The 20,816-nt window shown below is 34.6% G+C and carries 18 protein-coding genes; all 18 read left to right on the top strand.

From position 1 onward, the window contains the following. The first annotated feature begins 7 nt into the window (after positions 1-7). Complete coding sequence (locus ASG89_RS31810; protein ID WP_057315354.1) at positions 8-763, top strand: YveK family protein; 756 nt, start codon at positions 8-10, stop codon at positions 761-763. Further along, positions 744-1,433: a CpsD/CapB family tyrosine-protein kinase gene (locus ASG89_RS31805; protein ID WP_057315353.1), complete on the top strand. Its 690-nt coding sequence runs from the start codon at positions 744-746 to the stop codon at positions 1,431-1,433. The genes ASG89_RS31810 and ASG89_RS31805 overlap by 20 nt, the downstream gene beginning before the upstream one ends. Positions 1,434-1,458: 25 nt before the next feature. After that, positions 1,459-3,279, top strand: a complete 1,821-nt coding sequence (locus ASG89_RS31800; RefSeq protein WP_414813311.1) for a polysaccharide biosynthesis protein — start codon at positions 1,459-1,461, stop codon at positions 3,277-3,279. Positions 3,280-4,308: 1,029 nt separating this feature from the next. Then, positions 4,309-5,550, top strand: a complete 1,242-nt coding sequence (locus ASG89_RS31795; protein WP_057315352.1) for a DegT/DnrJ/EryC1/StrS family aminotransferase — start codon at positions 4,309-4,311, stop codon at positions 5,548-5,550. 18 nt (positions 5,551-5,568) lie between these two features. Next, positions 5,569-6,255, top strand: a complete 687-nt coding sequence (locus tag ASG89_RS31790; protein ID WP_200963590.1) for a sugar transferase — start codon at positions 5,569-5,571, stop codon at positions 6,253-6,255. A 25-nt stretch (positions 6,256-6,280) separates the two neighbouring features. After that, positions 6,281-7,279, top strand: a complete 999-nt coding sequence (locus ASG89_RS31785) for a glycosyltransferase family 2 protein (RefSeq protein ID WP_057315351.1) — start codon at positions 6,281-6,283, stop codon at positions 7,277-7,279. Next, positions 7,269-8,255, top strand: a complete 987-nt coding sequence (locus ASG89_RS31780; RefSeq protein ID WP_057315350.1) for a glycosyltransferase family 2 protein — start codon at positions 7,269-7,271, stop codon at positions 8,253-8,255. Before ASG89_RS31785 ends, ASG89_RS31780 begins: the two co-directional genes overlap by 11 nt. Then, a complete protein-coding gene (locus tag ASG89_RS31775; RefSeq protein ID WP_057315349.1) occupies positions 8,248-9,450 on the top strand; it encodes an O-antigen ligase family protein in 1,203 nt (400 codons plus the stop codon). Before ASG89_RS31780 ends, ASG89_RS31775 begins: the two co-directional genes overlap by 8 nt. Before the next feature lie 24 nt (positions 9,451-9,474). Then, a complete protein-coding gene (locus ASG89_RS31770) occupies positions 9,475-10,581 on the top strand; it encodes a glycosyltransferase (protein ID WP_057315348.1) in 1,107 nt (368 codons plus the stop codon). Positions 10,582-10,645: 64 nt separating this feature from the next. Then, positions 10,646-11,959, top strand: a complete 1,314-nt coding sequence (locus ASG89_RS31765; protein ID WP_057315347.1) for a hypothetical protein — start codon at positions 10,646-10,648, stop codon at positions 11,957-11,959. A 15-nt stretch (positions 11,960-11,974) separates the two neighbouring features. After that, positions 11,975-13,081, top strand: a complete 1,107-nt coding sequence (wecB, locus tag ASG89_RS31760; protein ID WP_057315346.1) for a non-hydrolyzing UDP-N-acetylglucosamine 2-epimerase — start codon at positions 11,975-11,977, stop codon at positions 13,079-13,081. Next, complete coding sequence (locus tag ASG89_RS31755) at positions 13,074-14,408, top strand: nucleotide sugar dehydrogenase (RefSeq protein ID WP_057315345.1); 1,335 nt, start codon at positions 13,074-13,076, stop codon at positions 14,406-14,408. Before wecB ends, ASG89_RS31755 begins: the two co-directional genes overlap by 8 nt. 41 nt (positions 14,409-14,449) lie before the next feature. After that, positions 14,450-15,529 carry a Gfo/Idh/MocA family protein gene (locus ASG89_RS31750; RefSeq protein WP_057315344.1) on the top strand — a complete coding sequence of 360 codons (1,080 nt, stop codon included), beginning with the start codon at positions 14,450-14,452 and terminating at the stop codon, positions 15,527-15,529. Further along, positions 15,529-16,101, top strand: a complete 573-nt coding sequence (locus ASG89_RS31745) for an N-acetyltransferase (protein ID WP_200963589.1) — start codon at positions 15,529-15,531, stop codon at positions 16,099-16,101. Before ASG89_RS31750 ends, ASG89_RS31745 begins: the two co-directional genes overlap by 1 nt. A gap of 31 nt (positions 16,102-16,132) precedes the next feature. After that, positions 16,133-17,272 carry a DegT/DnrJ/EryC1/StrS family aminotransferase gene (locus ASG89_RS31740; protein WP_057315342.1) on the top strand — a complete coding sequence of 380 codons (1,140 nt, stop codon included), beginning with the start codon at positions 16,133-16,135 and terminating at the stop codon, positions 17,270-17,272. A 22-nt stretch (positions 17,273-17,294) separates the two neighbouring features. Further along, positions 17,295-18,215: a hypothetical protein gene (locus ASG89_RS31735; RefSeq protein WP_057315341.1), complete on the top strand. Its 921-nt coding sequence runs from the start codon at positions 17,295-17,297 to the stop codon at positions 18,213-18,215. After that, on the top strand, positions 18,215-19,495 hold the full coding sequence (locus ASG89_RS31730) for a lipopolysaccharide biosynthesis protein (protein ID WP_057315340.1): 1,281 nt from the start codon (positions 18,215-18,217) through the stop codon (positions 19,493-19,495). The genes ASG89_RS31735 and ASG89_RS31730 overlap by 1 nt, the downstream gene beginning before the upstream one ends. Next, positions 19,496-20,791, top strand: coding sequence for a protoporphyrinogen/coproporphyrinogen oxidase (locus tag ASG89_RS31725; RefSeq protein WP_235550002.1), 1,296 nt, complete (start codon positions 19,496-19,498; stop codon positions 20,789-20,791). The last annotated feature ends 25 nt before the right edge of the window (positions 20,792-20,816 follow it).

The raw sequence follows: 20,816 nt of genomic DNA, 5'->3' as shown, positions 1-20,816 counted from the left end.
GAAAGTAATGGAACTTGAGTTAAAGGATTACTTGAAAATTTTACAAAAAAGGATGTGGATGATAATTGCAATAGTTGTACTGGCGACAGTAACAACAGGAATTATCAGTTACTTTTTTATTCAGCCAGTGTATGAAGCTTCAACGAAATTAATTGTAAATAAATCAAATGACCAAGTGGGCGTAAGTAAAGTTGATACCGAATCGATTAACTTCAATATCCGACTAATTGACACTTACAAAGAAATCATTAAGACGCCGAGAATTATGGATAAAGTTGTTGCCGATTACCCAGAATTGAAAATTAGTGCCGAGCAATTAGTCAATGCGGTCAAAGTTAGCTCGGTTAACAATACACAAGTTATGACCCTGATTGTTCAAGATCCCTCATATGAGCGAGCAGCGAGCATTGTGAATGCTGTGTCCTTAGTATTCCAAAGCGAGATCCCGAAGATTATGAAAGTGGATAATATCTCCTTGTTGAATGAGGCGAAGAATATCGAACTCCCAGTACCCGTTAAACCGAATAAAAATTTAAACGTTGCTATCAGTTTCGTTGTGTCTCTCATAATTGCATTGGGAATTGCTTTCTTGTTGGAATATTTGAATGATAAATTAAAGACGGAAGAAGAAGTCGAGCAGTACTTAGGTTTACCAACCTTAACCATGATTATGAAAATGAAGCCAGAAGATTTTCAACATCATAGCAAGCAACAGAAAGAACAAAGGGTAGGGGAACAATCACATGTTAAACTCAGTCAATAAGAGACCAATTATTACACATCAGAATCCCAAATCACCAATTTCTGAGGCATATCGGACGTTGAGAACGAACATTCAATTTTCTTCAATCGATGAAGAGTTGAGAGTTATTATGGTGACTTCGGCAGGACCTGGGGAAGGGAAGTCAACGACGTTGATCAACCTTGCAGTCGCCTATGCACAAACGGACAAGAAAGTTTTGGTTATAGATGGGGATCTTCGAAAACCTACTATGCATCATGCTTTACAAGTATCTAATCGCTTGGGTCTAACTAATCTATTAACGAATCAACTCACTATTACTGATGTATTGCAGGTCTCAAGTGTTCCCAATTTGCAAATTATCACTTCGGGACCGATTCCACCTAACCCATCAGAAATTCTTTCTTCCAAAAAAATGTTGAGTGTACTCGATGAGTTAAAGCAGCAATTTGATATTATTCTTATCGATGCTCCTCCGGCAATTGCCGTAACTGATGCTCAGATCATAGCTACCCGCTCAGATGGCGTTATACTTGTTGTTAATTCAGACAAGACGAAGAGAGATGTAGTGCTCAAAGCAAAGCAAAACCTGGAAAACGTGCGAGCTAGAATACTCGGGGTTGTTCTAAACAATGTAGATCGTAAAAATAAAGATGCCTACTACTATTATTATTATGGTGAGAGTCAGTAAGATAAATGACTAGCGGGGGATTCCGGTGAAATTTGGCAGCAGAAAGACGATACTTGTTCTATTCGATATGATTTTGATTTGGCTAAGTGTTGTTATTGCCTATCTATTAAGGTTTGACTTGCATATCCCACAATCCTATAAGATACAATTCTATGAATATGCGATTGTATCTATGATAATAGGATCAGCCAGTTTGTTCTATTTTAAATTGTATCGGCGTGTGTGGGAATACGCTAGTATTGGTGAAGGGATCTCGATTGTCAAAGCAGTTCTAGTCACCTGTACAACGTCTTATCTCTATATGATCTTAATGCATGACCACAGAGTGCCATTCTCGATCTACGTCCGAGTAATGGAGAACATGATTCTCATTATTGGAGCAAGTCGTTTTATTTGGAGAGTAATTAGAGATAAGTATTATAAGAAGAAAACTGATCAACGGAAAGCCTTAATTATTGGTGCTGGTGATTGCGGTATTCTAATAGCCAAAGAACTGAAATTTAATTCGAATTCTCCTGTGTACCCTGTTGCATTTGTTGATGATGATCCTTCCAAGTTTAAGCATTTGATCATGGGCGTCCCTGTTCTTGGTGACCGTAATGCAGTTGTTCAAATCGTGGAAACAAATGAAATTGACGAAATTATTATTGCGATGCCTTCCGTTTCTAAAATAGAAGTGTCTGAAATTATCGCGATTTGTAAGCATACCAAAGCCAAAATGAAGATTATTCCTAAAATAAATGACTTGATTGAAGGTAAAGTAACAATAAATGCGATTAGAGACGTCCAAGTCGAGGATCTGTTAGGCAGGGACCCAATTAACATCGACCTAGAGGGTATTGCTAATTATGTCCAAGATAAAGTCGTTCTTGTTACTGGTGCAGGAGGATCGATTGGTTCAGAGCTGTGCAGACAAATTGCGCAATTTCATCCAAGCAAGTTAATTCTGCTGGGTCACGGTGAGAACAGTATCTATGGGATCGAGAAAGAAATACATAGACTATATCCTACTTTGAAAATAGAGCCAGTAATCGCAGATGTCCAGGATATAGATCGGATGAAAGAAGTTTTTAAATCTTTTCAGCCTAAGGTCATTTTCCATGCAGCTGCCCATAAACATGTTCCACTTATGGAGCGCAATCCTGAGGAAGCTATTAAGAATAACGTATTCGGAACTAGAAATGTTGCAGAATGTGCTCACCAATTCAATGCCGAGAGATTCGTCCTTATTTCAACGGATAAAGCTGTTAACCCTACTAGCATAATGGGGGCTACGAAACGAATTGCTGAACAAATCATTCAAAGCTTAGACCTGGTAAGTCAAACGAAATTCGTAGCAGTACGATTCGGAAATGTGCTTGGGAGTCGCGGTAGTGTTATACCGCATTTCAAAGAGCAAATTGCTCTAGGCGGACCTGTAACCGTTACCCATCCTGAAATGGTGCGCTATTTTATGACTATTCCTGAAGCAGTACAGCTTGTTATCCAAGCTGGTGCCTTCGCTAAGGGTGGTGAAATTTTCATTTTAGATATGGGTGATCCTGTTAAAATCATTGATCTAGCAACTGACCTTATTCGTCTGTCTGGTTTTGAACCAGGTGTTGAGATCGAAATTAACTTCTCTGGGATTCGTCCAGGAGAGAAGCTTTACGAAGAGCTGCTCCTAAGTGAAGAAAGGCTTGGAAATACAACGCATGATCGGATCTTTGTAGGCAGTCCGGTGAAAATTAGTCAGAGAGAGCTTGCTCTGGAAATCTTGCGATTGGAACAAGTAATCGCTGAGAAAAAAGGGGAAGTTCACGATGCTGTGAAGCATTTGGTACCGAGTTTTAGTAGTGTGGGATAAATGATCTTTACAGTAGTTTCTATACTACACAGGTTACCTGTAGTGGATAAACCTACCATTTAATATATTGTAAAAGAAGTAGTGGAATCTGGGATAGTATCTAGTAAAGGGAAAGACAATTGCAGAACACTTCAGTAATTCTTTTGAACTTGAACATAATCAGTTGGAATAAGGAAAACTTGAACTTCTAAATGAAGTTCAAAAATCATCCGAAATGGTTGAAATTTATTAAATTTGACAAAAGGAAGCAAAGGATTAGTCATGCTATATAGTCGCGAGGAAATTTATTGGAAATGAGCCTTTTGCTGTATTGCTCGGTGATGTTATCGTACAAGCGGTAAAACCTTGATTGAAACAGATTAATGGACATTATGATTACTACAAATCATCGATTATCGATGTACAGTGAATTACTGAGGAGAAGTTTATAGATGTGGTATTGTCGATGAAAGGAAATTCATGGCAGGCTGAACAGTGTAAATAACTCAGTGGAGAAACTCCTAAAAAAGAGGCCACATCAAATATTGTAATAATGAGACGATATATTCTTAGTCCAAAGATTATTGGAAATCTAGATAATCAAAATCCGAGGCTGGTGGTGAAATTCAGTTAACTGATGCTATCTCTGGGGGTAATGGGTTTTATTAAGACAACGATCGAATTTATATTACATCGTGAAGATTTAAGACGCAGTTTATTAGAGTATCTTTAGAAATTTATGGAACAAGAAATAAAAATAAAATATATTTAACTGTTAGTAGTGTGGGTATCAAATGCCTTTTATTCTTTTTTTATCCAATCATATTGAAAAATAAAAAAATATCATATATTTGGTGTTTTACAATGAACAGGTTAGCCTTAGAACGAATTAATAAAGAAATAAGCAGATTAAAGAAGTCGCTTAATTGCGAGTATTTCCATCATGTGGGATAAATTTGTTCAAAATGTGGTGTGATATCTAAAACTCGACTTTCATTTACTTCGAAGAACCAGTTAAGTGTAAAATAAAATTAAGTGAGGAAAATTAAATTGATTGATATAAAAGTGAGAAATATACCATTCTCTCCGCCAGATATTACAGATGCGGAAATTGAAGAAGTAATAAAAGTACTGAAATCTGGTTGGATTACAACTGGACCAAGAACAAAAGTGTTTGAAACGGAAATAGCTAAGTATGTGGGTACAAATAGAGCCGTTTGCTTAAATTCTGCAACAGCCGCGATGGAACTTACTCTTCGTATATTAGGGATTGGCCCTGGTGACGAGGTTATTACTTCAGCATATACTTATACAGCATCTGCTTCAATAATAAATCATGTTGGGGCTAAAATTGTATTGGTTGATACAGTTCCTGATTCTTTTGAAATAGACTATTCAAAACTTGCTGATGTTATTACAGAAAAAACAAAGGTAATAATCCCTGTTGATATAGCGGGGAAGATGTGTGATTACGATGCAATCTATGAAGCTGTTGAAAGTAAGAAAGAACTTTTTAAATCAAACAATGAACTTCAAGCGATATTTAATAGAGTAATCGTAATGGCAGATGCAGCCCATGCTTTTGGCGCTGAAAGGAAAGAAAAGAAATGTGGGCAGGTTGCAGACTTTACTTGTTTTTCTTTCCATGCAGTTAAAAATGTAACCACAGCTGAAGGTGGTGCAGTGGTTTGGAGGGATGATCTTGGATTAGATGAGGAATGGCTTTACAAGCAGTTTATGCTATATAGTATTCATGGCCAGTCTAAAGATGCCTTGGCAAAAACACAAAAAGGTGCATGGGAATATGACATTATCTATCCAGCTTACAAATGTAATATGACTGATATTACAGCTGCAATTGGTTTGACTCAGTTATCAAGATATGAAACTATGTTGAAAAGACGTAAAGTGATTATTCAAATGTATGATAAAGCACTATCATCAATAGGAATTCAAAGTATAGAGCATTATGGTAATGACTTTGCCTCTTCAGGACATCTTTATTTAGCGAGGATTCCCGGAATTGGTGAAATAGAGAGAAATGAAATCATTATTAGAATGGCTTTAGTTGGGATTGTCTGTAATGTCCATTACAAGCCGTTACCAATGTTGACAGCATATAAGAATTTAGGGTTTATGATAACTGATTTCCCAAATGCGTATGAAGTGTATAGCAACGAAATATCGCTGCCGTTGCATACTTTACTGAGTGATGAAGATGTGGCATATGTTATTGAAAATTTGAAAGAGATATTAGAAAACCTAAACATTGGTTTTAAACTATTCTCGTAATAGAGGGAAATTACGAATATGATTATGAAAGAATGGAATGATATTCCTCTTCACTTTAGAAATTCAAGCGTTAAACCTTACTATGACTCGCTCACTAGAAAGAAATATAGTCTAATCAGTAAACGAATATTCGATATCGTATTTTCGGCTATACTGCTGGTTGTGCTATTTCCTATTTTTTTAGTCATCTGTATCTTGATTAGATTGGATTCGGAAGGGCCTATTTTCTTTCGGCAGGTTAGGATCACACAGTATGGAAGAAAATTTATGATATTTAAGTTTAGGACTATGTTTAGGAATGCTGAAAATATAGGAAGTCAAATTACCCAGTTTAATGACTCCAGGGTGACAAGAATTGGGGCAAAACTAAGAGGTTATAGATTAGATGAGATTCCTCAATTAATTAATATTTTATTAGGTGATATGACGTTTGTGGGAACTCGTCCGGAAGTTGAAAAATATGTGAATATGTATAATGAAGAAATGCTGGCTACACTTTTACTTCCTGCAGGCGTAACATCTGAAGCGAGCATTCAATATAAAGACGAGGAAAAGTATCTAAAAGATGCCGTGAATATAGATAAAGTTTATGTAGAAATAGTGTTGCCTGAAAAAATGAAATACAATTTGGAGAGTACGAAGAAAATCAATTTTGTGAATGATTTTGCAATATTGCTTAAAACTGTTTTAGCTGTAATCAAGTAATAAGGAGTCAAGCGAGGGAATAGAGATGACGACAGTTTCATTTATCATAATAGCCCGAAATGAAGAAACTACGATCCATAATGTATTAAAAGATTTATCAATACAAGATTATCCCCATAATCTCATTGAAGTTATTCTAATAGATGGTAGATCATCAGATGATACAAAAAAGATAATGCAAATCTTTTCTGAAGAAAACAATGGATTTTCAAAAGTAATTGTTCTTGACAACCCCCGACAAATATTACCTTCTGGTTGGAATGTAGCCCTTTCTAGTGTAACAAACACATTGATAATAAGAGTTGATGCTCATTCAAGAATACCAATAAACTTTATTTCACAAAATGTAAAGTGTATTGAAAGTGGGGAAGATATCTGCGGAGGTTATCGACCTAATATTATCGATCAACAAGATCCCTGGAAAGAGACACTTCTTCTTGCTGAAAGCTCGATGTTTGGCAGCAGTATAGCTTCCTATAGAAGAAACAGCGAAAATAAATATGTGAAATCGGTATTTCACGGGGCATATAAAAAAAACGTATTTAATCAGGTTGGTGCATACAACGAAGCACTTGTTCGTACGGAAGACAATGAGATGCACTATAGAATGAGAAAGGCAGGGTATAAAATTCGTTTTGATCCTTCTATTATATCTTATCAACTTACAAGAAACACATTGAAGAAGATGCTGCTACAAAAATATCTGAACGGGTACTGGATTGGAAAAACCTTAAAAATATGCATGAAATGCTTCTCTGTCTATCACTTTGTACCAATGCTTTTTGTTCTCTCAATTGGATGTACTGGAATTTTAAGTATATTTAAACAACCGCATTTATCAATCCTATTATGGATATTATACGGATTTACTAACGTTGCAATGACATGTGTAGCAATAATTTCTAACAATAAGTTCCGTATGAGCCATCTTTTATTGCCAATTCTTTTTTTATTACTTCATTTGTCATATGGATTTGGAACTCTAGTTGGAATCGCAAGAAATTGGGTGAAGTATGAAGCCTGACATAAGTGTAATTATACCCGTATATAACGTAGAAAAATATTTACACAGATGCTTAACTTCAGTAATCAATCAAAATTTTCAAAATATAGAAATCGTTATCGTGAATGATGGTTCAACAGATCTTAGCGGTAATATATGTGATGAGATTGCAGGACGCGATTCTCGTATAACAGTGATTCATAAGGCGAATGGAGGCCTCTCATCTGCAAGGAATGCTGGAATTGAAGTTGCGAGGGGAAAGTACATCGGTTTTGTGGATAGCGATGACTGGATTTCGCAGAATATGTATGAGTATTTATACAAAATAATAAAGGATAGCAATGCTGATATTGCTCAGGTTTGCGAATATTCTACAGATCGAGAAACACTCTTGAAAAATAATCCTCCAAAGGAGACTATTTTATCGGGAAAATCAAGATTGAGTGATTATTTTCTTGAAGCGCAGTATTCAGTTTGTGTAAGGCTATTTAAAAGGGAAGTTTTTGAGGGAATACGATTTCCAGAAGGTAAAATTAACGAAGATATCGTGACAAATTACTTGTTGCTTATAAATTCAACGAAAGTCGTTAGAAGTAACCAAAAAATGTATTTCTATTTTAGAAATCCAGGTAGCATCACAAACAATAAATTGACAAATAGAGATTATGATTTATTTGATGCATGCCAAGAGTTGTGTAATCTTACTAATGATGATACTGAATTGGGTAAATTAGCCAAAATAAAGTTTGCTCGCTCCTATTTTTCCTTGCTCATGAAAGGTTATGTCTTTGGAATTGACAAAACGATAGATAAGAGAAAATTCGTAAAGAATTGCGTTAAAAATATCAGAAGAAATTATATATTACTTATAAATTCAAATATTGCATTGAATAGGAAGTTGCTAATTACTATAAGTGTACTTCATCCTAAATTATTGGAAATAATTACATCGTTTGCTTTAAAGATTAGGTACCATTACGGAGTGAAAAATGAATGAAATAATAAAGACAAACAGTAAAAAACAGTCAATCACAACTTTTTTGTATTCTATTGCTTTACTTTTTATGTTCACAAACAATCACAATGCTTTAATGATTGCTGATTATTATCAGATTTTTTTACTGGCAATTGTCGCTACGTTGTTATCGATTTTGGCGAGAAAACAAAAAATAATACTTAGTTTTAATCATATTGTGATTATTTCTTTTGCAATGAATTTCATTTTAGTAAATTTATTGACTTCTTTAGAAATTGATAGAGGCTATTTCTTGAGCTATTTATTGTATATTTGCTTGTATTTTGTCTTGACATTAAAGAAATATAATTCTAATGACATCTATAAATTTATTACTGCATATATACATTCAGCAGTGATCTTAGCTCTAATGATTATTATTATTAGACATACGTATGGGATGGATACATCATTTAGGTATACCATCAAATTTAGCAATAATGAAGCAATTGATCCAAACTATTTGGCCGCATATATCATAGTGCCTGCACTTTTTTCATTAAAGAGATGGTTAATGCCAGTTGATAGGAATAAGAAATTTTATTATGCAATTACAACATTGGTAATCTGTTTCGGCACATTATTAACAGGATCAAGAGCAGCATTGATTGCACTTGTAGTTGGAATACTTTGTGTTATGTATTATTACCTTATTAAATTTAAAAAAGTTACGGAAAAAACAATATTAAAAATTTATGCAAGTTTAATTGTTTTATTTTTTATTTGTATAATATCATTGTTTGCACTTCCGAATGTAGTTGAGTCCAGGTTATTTGAATCGTCTTATAACGATGGAAGCAATAAATTAAGATTTGCACATTGGATTGCATCACTAGAAAGCATTGGTAAGAATCCTCTTTTTGGGTATGGTTCAGTTGAGACTAAAAACATTTTGATGAGTTCCGTACATCATTATGGCGATGTACATAACACAGTATTAAGTTTCTGGCTTCAGACAGGCCTGGTTGGTTTAACTTGCATGATTATTTTGCATATTAGGATTTGGAGTTTATTGAAAAGTGGTTTTATATTAAAAAGTATATTAATCTGCAATGTTATTACAGCGCTCATTATTTCATGCCAATTAACTATCGGATTTTGGACACTTTTAATCTTACTTGAGATGATCGTTCAGGTGCAAAAGGAAAATAAAATTCAGGTTATTGACCTGATATAATGTTACAAATAGCGAGGCGATGAAATGAAGCCCAAAAGAATTCTAGTTGTTGGATTATCAAAAAACATTGGTGGAATCGAGAATTTATTTATCAATATCTTAAACAATAAATCAATAAATATGACTTTTGATTTTTTGATATTTGATAGTGTGTGCGAATATGAGGATGTTTTGACGCGACATAATTGCAGAATTTACTATTGCACAAGAAGAGGGAAAAACCCTTTAAAAAGCGCACTTGTTCAAAGGAAGATTATTATCGAAAATGGAGATAAATACGAATATATTTGGAACAACATCTCCAGCGCGAGTGATATTCTAATCTATTATCTTGTAAAAAAATATACAAATGCAAAAATAATTACCCATAGCCACGGAGAGAATTTTGAATCGGATAACTTTGTGGTAAGGTTCATTCACCTTTTTTTACATAACTTGCAAAATAAGTATTTGGGTAAAAAAACCGATTATTATTTCGCATGTTCTGAACAAGCAGGAAGATGGCTTTTTCCTTCATGTTTAGAAAATCAAATATTAGAAATAAAAAATGGGATCGATGTTGAAAGATTTAAATTTGATTTAACGACAAGGAAAGCTGTTCGTGAGAACCTAGGTATAAGCGATAAACTCGTGTTGGGTCATGTCGGAAGACTATGCAGGACAAAAAATCAAAGATTTTTGATAGAAACATTGGAGGAAGTCGTTAAGTACAAACAAAACGTGGTCATGTTACTAATCGGTAATGGCGAAGATTATACGATGCTTAAAAACATGGTTCAAAAAAAGAACTTAGAACAATATATAAGATTTTTGGGCGCTAGAAATGATGTTCATGAACTTTTACAAGCGTTGGATGTATTTTTGTTACCTTCATTATTTGAAGGGTTCCCATTATCGATCGTCGAAGCACAAGCTTCTGGGTTAAATTGTATTGTTTCAGATACGCTTACCACTGATGTAGATTTAACTGATTCAGTCAAATTTATTAGCTTAGACTCGAATGAAGGATGGGAGAATTCTATCGCTAATATAGTTCTGAATCAAAATAGAAACGAATTTACTGAGAAAGTTAAAATTAGCGGTTATGATATTAAAGATACTGTTAAAGAAATTGAACGATATTTAACTTGAAATGCAAATAGAATTTGAGCTTTATTTTATTAAGATGAGGCACAACTACTGAGGAGAATATTTGGTGAAAAGACTACTGATTGTAACAGATTTTTACAGTCCAGAAAATTGCATTGCAGCAGTTAGGCCAACAAAAATTTCTAAATACATAAATCAAACAGGCATGTATGAAGTTACAGTAATTTCTAAAAAACTTCACGAAAATATTAAGGACTATGAGTCAGAGAAAGATACAACAGGTGTTAATGTAGTTAGAATTGGCAGTTGGGGTTTTACAGAATATATTCGTAGGTCAGTATTCTCTAAAAAAAAGAATAACAATAATAAATCAATTGAGAACGATAGTAAGCCGCAAAAGGGTAGCAATAGTAAGATTAAAGAATATTTGGTTATTTTCTTTGAAGTATTAGAAAATTTCGGTTTGGCATATCATGCAAATCGATATTTGAAAAAAAAAAATGTGAATTATGATTACATTTTTTCTACATATGGACAATTCAGTCCTCATCTAATTGCAAAAAGATATAAAAAAGATAATCCTAAAGCTAAATGGATTGCAGATTTTAGAGACTCTGTAATGCAAGAAGGAATGCCCGAGTTCTTTAACTCATTTTGTAAGATATATTCTAAAATGATTGTATCTTCTGCGGATATTATTACGGCCGTTTCGAATGGAGTAATCGATACATTACCAATTACTAAGTCCAACAGCTTTGTTATCTCAAATGGATTCGATGAAGAAGATTTACCAAGTACTACAAAGGCTATTAATACAAAGCTTACGTTTACTTATACAGGATCTGTTTATAAGGGAAAACGCGATTTATCTTATTTTTTTAAAGCTATATCTGAATTATCCAAATCCAGAAAATTGAATTTGAACAATATTATTATCAAATATGCTGGTGATGGATTTAATTACTTTTATGATCAGGCTCTACAATTTGGATTGGATGGAGTGATTAATGATTGCGGTTATATGTCAAGAAGCGAATCGCTTAGATTACAATTTGCAAGTGACATATTATTGCTTGCCTCTTGGAACACGAATGGTGCTACGGGAATACTTACTGGTAAATTTTACGAGTATTTATTAATGAGGAAGCCAATTATTTGCTGTATATCTGGAGAATTACCAGAAAGTACCTTGAAAACATATATTCATGGCGGAAGTTTTGGAGTATGTTTTGAGGAAGCAAGTAAAGATGATGATTACGAAATGTTAATGAATTACATTAATGAAATATATAACGAATTTATTAACAATGGCGAAATCAAAGAGTCCTATAACGAGGATTACGTAAAGCAATTCGATTATAAATATATAGCTAGAAAATTGCTTTCAATCTTCGAATCCTCTGATAATAATTGGAAATAAGAAAGGGAATATTAAATGAAAATAATTACAATTGTTGGGGCACGTCCTCAATTTATAAAGGCAGCACCATTTTCGTCTGTATTCAGAAAAGAGAACGAAGAAATATTAGTACACACAGGTCAACACTATGATTCAAATATGTCCGATGTTTTTTTCGAAGAACTAGGCATTCCTAAACCAAATTATCATTTGGGTGTAGGTTCTTCAAGACATGGATTGCAAACAGGGTCCATGCTCGAGAAGATTGAAGAGATTATTTTAAAAGAAAAGCCTGATGGGCTGCTAGTGTATGGCGATACGAACTCTACTTTAGCAGGAGCTCTAGCAGCTAGTAAATTGCATATTCCTGTGTTTCATGTGGAAGCTGGATTACGTAGTTATAATAAGCGAATGCCAGAAGAACAGAACAGGGTTTTAACGGATCACATTTCGGATTTACTATTTTGCCCCACTCAGACTGCTGTGGATAATTTAGGTAAAGAAGGTATTACTTTAGGAGTCGTTATTACTGGGGACGTGATGTATGATGCAGTACTTCGAAATATCGATATTTCAAGGAACCGTTATAAAGACGGTGTTTGGTTGAAAATATTAAAAGACGAGAATATTTGTGTTCCAGATTTAATTGGTAAAGATTATTATCTTGCCACTATTCATCGTGCTGAGAATACAGATGACCATAATAAATTAATCAATATTTTTTCTGCGTTTGGAAAAATGGACAAGCCAGTTCTTATTCCACTTCATCCAAGAACCCGCAAATTAATTGATGAGTTAGGTATTCAATTTAAGAATATTACAATTCTCAATCCTGTTAGTTATTTGATGATGCTGTACCTAACAGCTAATGCTTATATGGTGGTTACGGATTCTGGCGGGTTACAAAAAGAATCATATTTACTTAAAACCGCTTGCACTACACTGAGGGATCAGACAGAATGGGTTGAAACCTTAGAAAATGGATGGAATGTTTTATGTGAGATAGATGTTGATCAGATATTAAAGACCGTTACAAGAGATTTAGACTGTCTGAATTTTCCGCAACCGCTGTTGTTTGGCGATGGTCATGCAGCAGAGTACATTTGCGATGCCATACTAAAGGTGGGAAATAAGAATGTTTAGCGTACAACAAAAAACAGACATCGGAGAGTTGAAACAAAAGATTTTGAATAAAACAGCCACGCTTGGAGTAGTCGGTTTAGGGTATGTTGGTCTACCTCTTGCTGTAGAGAAAGCAAAAGCTGGTTATAAAACCATTGGTTTTGATATTCAAGAATCAAGAGTTGACATGGTTAATAAAGGGATAAATTACATAGGCGATGTTATCAATGAAGACTTGGAAATAATTGTAGACTCTGGTCTCCTATCTGCCACGACGGATTTTGCACATGTGGCAAAATCAGATTGCGTGTGCATCTGTGTTCCGACGCCTCTTGATGAGCATCAACAGCCTGACATCAGTTATGTTAAAACTTCTGCAGAGAGCATTGTTCCTTATATGCATAAGGAAATGCTAATCGTATTAGAGTCAACTACGTATCCTGGAACTACAGAGGAACTTCTTAAACCAATTCTCGAATCATCTGGCCTTAAATGTGGTGTTGATTTTTATCTTGCTTTTTCGCCAGAACGAGTTGACCCAGGAAATTTGATTTATAAAACTAAAAATACTCCTAAGGTTGTTGGAGGAATTACTGATGAGTGTACAGAAGTTGCAGCCCTTTTATACGAAAGTATTTTAGAAGCACCGATTCATCGCGTGTCTTCTCCAGCAATTGCCGAGATGGAAAAGATTCTTGAAAACACCTATCGTAACGTTAATATCGGTCTGGTAAACGAGCTTGCTATCTTGTGCCATAAAATGGGCATAAACTTCTGGGAAGTAATTGATGCAGCAAAGTCGAAACCCTATGGGTTTCAGGCGTTTTATCCAGGGCCAGGATTGGGCGGGCATTGTATTCCCTTAGATCCATACTATCTTTCATGGAAAGCACGTGAATACGGATTTCACACGTCCATGATCGAATCCTCGATGATGGTGAATGATCGAATGCCTGAATACTGTGCTGAGAGAGCTAGTAAAATATTAAATAGATATAAAAAATCAATTAATGGCTCAAAAATTCTTGTATTGGGAGTAACTTATAAACAAGATATCGACGATTACAGGGAAAGTCCTGCTATTAGAGTGATTAATGAAATAGAAAAACTAGGAGCGGAAGTTGTATACTTTGATCCTTTTGTAAAAGTATATCATGAGCATGGGAAAGTAAAAAAAGGAGAGATCGAGTTAACTTCCGAACTGATTGCCGGCGCAGATTTGGTAATTATTACAACTGCACATACAAAAATTGATTATTCTTTTGTACAACAACATGCAAAAATGATATTTGACACTAAAAATGCAATGAAAATAGTGATGAACAGAGGGAATATTGAATTATTATAACCCAAAACCCGCTTACTAGCTAAATATCAAGGAGGAGCATCATGAATTTACGTTTCGCAATAATCGGTTGCGGGAGAATTTCTCCGAATCATATTGCTGCCGCCATAGAAAACAAGCTCGATATTGTTGCCTTATGTGACTTGGTGCCGGCTAATATAGAGGATAAGATCTCGCAGTTCAATCTACCGCAAACCGTTGCTCAATATGAAGACTATAAAGAATTACTTGCAAAAGAACGCCCGCAGTTAGTGGCTATTTGTACCGAGAGTGGTAAGCATGGTCAAATTGCTCTAGATTGTATCGAAGCAGGTTGTAATCTGATTATTGAAAAGCCAATCACCCTTTCAATCGAAGAAGCTGATCAAATCATACAAAAAGCAAAAGAAAAAAATGTAAAGGTTAGTGCTTGCCATCAAAATCGCTTTAATAAATCGATTCAAAAAATCAGAGAAGCTATCTTAGAAAAACGATTTGGTAAGTTACTTCATGGAGCAGCTCATATTCGTTGGAACAGGGGAGAGGAGTATTATAAACAAGCGCCTTGGAGAGGCACATGGGAACAAGACGGTGGTGCATTGATGAACCAATGTATCCATAACATCGACCTATTACGTTGGATGATGGGGGACGAAGTAATTGAAGTTGTTGGAATGTCTGACAACTTAAATCACAATTTTATAGAAGCAGAAGACTTAGGATTGGCCCTTATTAGGTTTGCCAACGGAAGTTATGGAGTTGTCGAAGGTACAACAAATATATATCCCAAAAATCTTGAAGAAACTCTATATATCTTCGGGGAAAATGGCACAGTAAAAGCAGGTGGTAAATCTGTCAATCTTATTGAAGAGTGGCATTTTGCTGACAAATTAGATAATCCAGATGAAATTAAAGAAAAGTACCAAGAAAATCCACCTAATGTATATGGTTTTGGACATAACCCCTTATATGCTGATGTAATTAATGCAATTCGTAATGATAGAGATCCATACGTTACAGCAGATGATGGGAAAAGAGCTCTGGAGCTTGTACTTGCAATATACAAATCGGCCGCGGAAGGTAAAAGCGTGAAGTTACCATTGGAAAAATGCAATTCGTCAGATTTTAAAGGCAGGTTCAAATAATGAGTTACTTCGTCCATGAAAGTAGTTATATAGATGTAGGTGTAAAAATAGGTGCAGGGACAAAAATATGGCATTTCAGTCATATTCAAAAAGGGTCCCAAATCGGTGAGAATTGCTCTTTAGGCCAAAATGTTAATATTTCTAATAATGTTATTATTGGTAACGGAGTTAAAATACAAAACAATGTCTCAGTTTACGAAGGTGTTGAGTTAGAGGATTATGTATTTTGTGGACCTTCTATGGTTTTTACAAATGACCTAACTCCAAGAAGTAAATATCCGAAAGGAACTGAAGGATATAAACGGACACTTGTTAAATTTGGTGCGAGTATTGGTGCGAACGCAACGATCGTTTGCGGCAATACGATCGGTCGATGGGCGATGATTGGCTCAGGTGCAGTTGTAACCAATGATGTACCTGACCATGCTTTAATGGTTGGTGTGCCTGCTAGGCAAACAGGTTGGATGTGCGAATGCGGCATGATTCTGAAAGCTGAGTTGCACTGGCACTGCAATGAATGTGGTAAAAGTTACAATCTGTATGATGGGAATTTGATTGAGAATTCGAATTGATTAGAGAATAAGCTCAAGGGATTGATACACTATGGAATTCAGAGATCTAAAGAAGCAATACCAGAAATATAAACTTGAAATAGATGCTGCTATTCAGAATGTTGTCACAAACGCAGATTTCATCAGCGGTAAAGAAGTAGGAGAGTTAGAGAAGCAGTTGGCTGAATATGTCGGCGTGAAACATTGTATTTCATCTGCTAATGGAACTGAAGCAATGACTTTAGTGATGATGGCCTGGGGGATCAAAGAAGGAGACGCAGTATTTGTTCCTGACTTCACTTTCTTTTCTACGGGTGAAGTTGTTTCATTTGTTGGCGCTACCCCAGTTTGTGTAGATGTAGATAGAGATACTTTTAATATGGATACAGACAAATTAGAAAGGGCAATAATTCAAACAATAAATGAAGGAAAAGTTATACCTAAAGTAATTATTCCTGTGGATCTATTCGGCCTTCCTGCGGAACACAGCAAAATAAGAGAAATTGCAAATAAATATAAATTATTAATATTAGAAGACGGCGCACAGGGATTCGGTGGTGCTGTAAATGGTAAGAAAGCTTGCAGTTTTGGGGATGCAGCAACAACTTCGTTCTTTCCAGCTAAACCTTTGGGATGTTTTGGTGATGGCGGAGCTATTTTCACAAATGATCATGAACTGGCAGCTTTGCTAAACTCTTTGAAAATTCACGGAAAAGGCGAAAATAAGTACGATAATGTCAGGATTGGTGTTAATTCCAGATTAGACACGATCCAAGCTGCTATACTAAAAGTGAAATTAAAAGCATTTATTAATCACGAGTTAGATGACGTCAATCAGGTGTCACAAATATATAATGAACGTTTATCAGGAATTGTAGAAATCCCATATATACCTAATGGGTATTATTCGAGCTTTGCACAGTATACGATTAAGCTTAACAATAAGAAAATTCGAGATGGACTTCAAGCCAATTTAAAGGAACAGGGTATACCTAGTATGGTTTATTATGCTAAGCCTTTGCATAAGCAGCAGGCGTTTTCATATTTGAATTATGAGGATCAAGATTTTGAAATAACTAATAAGCTTTGTGATACAGTGCTCTCATTGCCAATGCATCCTTATTTGACTGAAGCCGAAGTGAATAGGGTGTGCGGGATAATTCAGAATTATATACTACAGTTGAAAACTTGATTTTTTTAGGGGAATTTAGCGTATGAGGATATTGTTATTTGGAACTTCTCAAATTCACAATGTAAGAAGATTGTTGGAACACAACGGAAATGAAGTCGTTTTTTTTACAGAAGAATATTTTAATATGCCAAAATACATGAAACCTTTTTTATTTTTGAAAATGCTCAAAAATATTGATCTTGTTTATAGAGTATACAGCCATCCCAAATATGATTGGCGATTACTCCTTAGTAAATTGGCTGGGAAAAAGACGTTAACACATTGGATAGGAACAGACGTATTAGATGCGATGCGGGAATATAGGAAGTTAGACATTACCACAAAGTTGTCCAGAACATTAATTGACCTCAATTTAGCTGGCTCCCCCCTTCTAAAAGAAGAACTAAAAGAGATAGGGGTTGAGGCTGTAGAAATCCCGATTTTACCGTCAATGAAATTTCCCAATATGGCTTCGATGCCAAGAAAACATGCAGTATTAGTTTATGCACCTGAAGGAAAAGAATTTTTTTATGGTATGGACTATGTGAAAAACTTAGCCAAGGAGTATACAAACATCATTTTTCATATTGTAGCAAATTCACAAGATAATCTTTTATTGCCAAATGTTATTTTTCACGGCAAGCTTTCTTTGGATGAGATGGGCAAACTGTATGATGAAATAACTATACTATTTAGATTCCCAGAGCATGACGGTTTATCAATCATGTTACTAGAAGCACTTTCTAGGGGGAAATACGTTATTTATCCATACCGCTTTCCTAACGTTTTTACACCGAAGTCAAGAAACTTTGAAGATGTACTTTCATGCTTTGTAAGCATAATCACAACTACGCCGACAATAAATAATGATGGAGCAAGATTTGTTCGAGATGTTTATAACGAATCAAATATACTAAAGATGTACAATAAAGTTTTTATAGAAATAATGAAAGCTGGATTTTAATGAATAATGCTCTTGAAAAAACAAAAGAAATTGCAGGCAAATTAATTAATACGGGATTTTTTCACATTTTTAGCTCCAGCATTATCAATCAGAGTGTTACATTTTTGAGCGGTATAATACTTATCCGGGTATTAACAATAACCGAGTATGGTGCTTTTTCTTATACTAACAATATTATGTCTTTGTTTTTATTATTTAGCGGGTTGGGAATGGCGTCCGGTATTATGCAAATAAGCAGTGAAAACTTTAATATGCCAGATCGGGCTCTATCAGTATTTAAGTATGGCTCGAATGTAGCAGTAGGCTTCAATATATTCTTAAGCATGATCATGCTTTGTTTTGGGGTAATTGTTCCTCTACCCGTTAGTGGGGCAAATGACTTATTGCTCTTTATGTTTATGGGACCTATCGTCATCGTTGTATTCGAGTTAATCCAAATTTACAACAGATATAATAGGTTAAATAAAAATTACTCCTATTTTACGACTACGAATACCATCATCATCCTTGTGTTCTCAATTATCGGCGCTTGGATATACCAAGCAAAAGGTCTAGTCTTGCTTAGGGACTTAGGATATATTTTATCAATATCTCTTGGAATAATCGTTTATAAGTTTCCTTTGAGCAAGATTAGAAAGGTTGCTTCATTAACGAAAGATAATAAATTAGATCTTTATAAAATATCGTTGATTTCCATGGCCAACAATGCAACTGGTCAATTAATATTTATATTGGATATCTTCATTATCGGATTAATTATACCGGACGAATCGGTTATCGCTACATTTAAAGTAGCAACCATAATTCCTAATGCTTTATTTTTTATTCCTGGAGCGTTAATGCTGTACGTATACCCTTATTTTTCATTAAATATTACGAATAAAAAATGGATAAAAAAGAATGTTTACTTGATAATAAAATACTTTGGGCTGTTTAATTTGATTTTGACTGGTGTGTTGATCCTATATGCCCCAATAATTGTGAAGTTGATTTTTGGTGCGCAATATTCGGATGCAGTAGTTCCATTTAGGATTTTAGCGATAAGTTACTTTTTTTCTGCAACGTTTAGAAAGGTTGCAGGAAACCTGCTCGTTACTCAGCGGAAGTTGATTTTCAATTTCTGGCTAGGGGTCTTTGAGGGAATAATCAATATCATTTGTAGCATTATTCTAGTCAATAATTTTGGATCAATCGGCGCTGCGTATACTAACCTAATTATTGTAATTATATCTTCGATTATTAGCGTTAGATATCTTATCAAAGTAATAAATAACCAATAAATGCGACAAATACAAGAGATAGGTGATGTTATGTTAAAGGTTAAATATTTAATTATCGGGGCCGGTGTATCAGGACTTGGATTTGCAAATTTTATTAGAGACGACAACTTTCTTGTTCTTGAGAAAGAAAGTGAACCAGGTGGATATTGTCGAACGATCTATAAAGACGGATTTATTTGGGATTTCGCGGGACATTTTTTTCATTTTGCGAATCCAGAATTGAAGGAGTTTTTCAATTTAAAGATTAATAAAGAGGATGTTATATATAAAAAGAAGATAACGAAGATTTATTACAAAGGCGAATATATCGATTATCCATTTCAAAAAAATATTCATCAGTTATCGAAAGAAGAGTTCATTGACTGTTTATACGATTTGTCTATTAAAGAGGAAAAAGATAGGTACTTAAGCTTTCAAGATATGCTTTATGGCAAGTTCGGTAAAAGTATTACAGAAAAGTTTCTTAAACCATACAATGAAAAATTGTATGCTTGTGACTTAAATGACCTAGATGCAGATGCAATGGGGAGATTTTTCCCGTATGCGAACCTAAAAGATGTTATTCAAAATATGAAGTTGGAAGAAGATAATTCATATAATCAAGAGTTTTTATATCCCAAAAAAGGAGCAATTACATTCATTAATGCTCTATTAGAAGGATTGGACCCGGAGAAAATCCTATTAAATCAAGAAATTACGCAAATTGATATTGATAAGAAAGTAGCAAAAACAAAGGATTTAGAAATTCAATATGAGTATTTAGTTAATTCATCTCCGTTTGATAGGTTAATAGAGATGATTGATAAAAATGAATATAGCCGAAATAAAACTAAGTATACATATAATAAAGTATTGGTTCTTAATTTAGGCTTTAACAAAAAGTCAGCAATAAAAAATATGCATTGGGTGTACGTTCCTGATAAAGAAACAAATTTTTATAGGATTGGATTTTACGACAATATATTGGATAGCGACAGACTAAGCATGTACATAGAAATCGGATATAGATCAAATGAAGAGGTAAACATTGATTACCAATTAAACTTAACTTTGAAGAATTTGAAGCGGATGGGCATCATTGATAACCATGAATTAGTAGCTTATTCTAGTATAGTAATGATACCTGCATACATTCATATTTCCGAGGAAGGTCAACGTGTTAAAGAAAATAAGAAAAAAGAGTTAACACAAAAAAATATTTATACAATTGGCAGATACGGCGACTGGAAATATTGTTCAATCGAGGATTCTATTACAGATGCTATCAATTTAGCTAAAGTATTTAACAATAAGTAGCTGATAGAAGAAAGAGGTCGTGTAG

It is taken from the genome of Paenibacillus sp. Soil766, from assembly GCF_001428105.1.
Classification (GTDB): Bacteria; Bacillota; Bacilli; order Paenibacillales; family NBRC-103111; genus Paenibacillus_E.
This window is presented reverse-complemented; position numbering and strand designations above follow the sequence as displayed.

Excerpts from the sequence above, each read along its gene's own strand:
- ASG89_RS31770 (WP_057315348.1), top strand. The coding sequence starts at position 9,475 with ATGAAGCCCAAAAGAATTCTAGTTGTTGGATTATCAAAAAACATTGGT.
- ASG89_RS31785 (WP_057315351.1), top strand. The coding sequence starts at position 6,281 with ATGACGACAGTTTCATTTATCATAATAGCCCGAAATGAAGAAACTACG.
- ASG89_RS31805 (WP_057315353.1), top strand. The coding sequence starts at position 744 with ATGTTAAACTCAGTCAATAAGAGACCAATTATTACACATCAGAATCCC.
- ASG89_RS31745 (WP_200963589.1), top strand. The coding sequence starts at position 15,529 with ATGAGTTACTTCGTCCATGAAAGTAGTTATATAGATGTAGGTGTAAAA.
- ASG89_RS31750 (WP_057315344.1), top strand. The coding sequence starts at position 14,450 with ATGAATTTACGTTTCGCAATAATCGGTTGCGGGAGAATTTCTCCGAAT.
- ASG89_RS31755 (WP_057315345.1), top strand. The coding sequence starts at position 13,074 with ATGTTTAGCGTACAACAAAAAACAGACATCGGAGAGTTGAAACAAAAG.
- ASG89_RS31790 (WP_200963590.1), top strand. The coding sequence starts at position 5,569 with ATGATTATGAAAGAATGGAATGATATTCCTCTTCACTTTAGAAATTCA.
- wecB (WP_057315346.1), top strand. The coding sequence starts at position 11,975 with ATGAAAATAATTACAATTGTTGGGGCACGTCCTCAATTTATAAAGGCA.
- ASG89_RS31810 (WP_057315354.1), top strand. The coding sequence starts at position 8 with ATGGAACTTGAGTTAAAGGATTACTTGAAAATTTTACAAAAAAGGATG.
- ASG89_RS31780 (WP_057315350.1), top strand. The coding sequence starts at position 7,269 with ATGAAGCCTGACATAAGTGTAATTATACCCGTATATAACGTAGAAAAA.
- ASG89_RS31725 (WP_235550002.1), top strand. The coding sequence starts at position 19,496 with ATGCGACAAATACAAGAGATAGGTGATGTTATGTTAAAGGTTAAATAT.
- ASG89_RS31730 (WP_057315340.1), top strand. The coding sequence starts at position 18,215 with ATGAATAATGCTCTTGAAAAAACAAAAGAAATTGCAGGCAAATTAATT.
- ASG89_RS31775 (WP_057315349.1), top strand. The coding sequence starts at position 8,248 with ATGAATGAAATAATAAAGACAAACAGTAAAAAACAGTCAATCACAACT.
- ASG89_RS31735 (WP_057315341.1), top strand. The coding sequence starts at position 17,295 with ATGAGGATATTGTTATTTGGAACTTCTCAAATTCACAATGTAAGAAGA.
- ASG89_RS31740 (WP_057315342.1), top strand. The coding sequence starts at position 16,133 with ATGGAATTCAGAGATCTAAAGAAGCAATACCAGAAATATAAACTTGAA.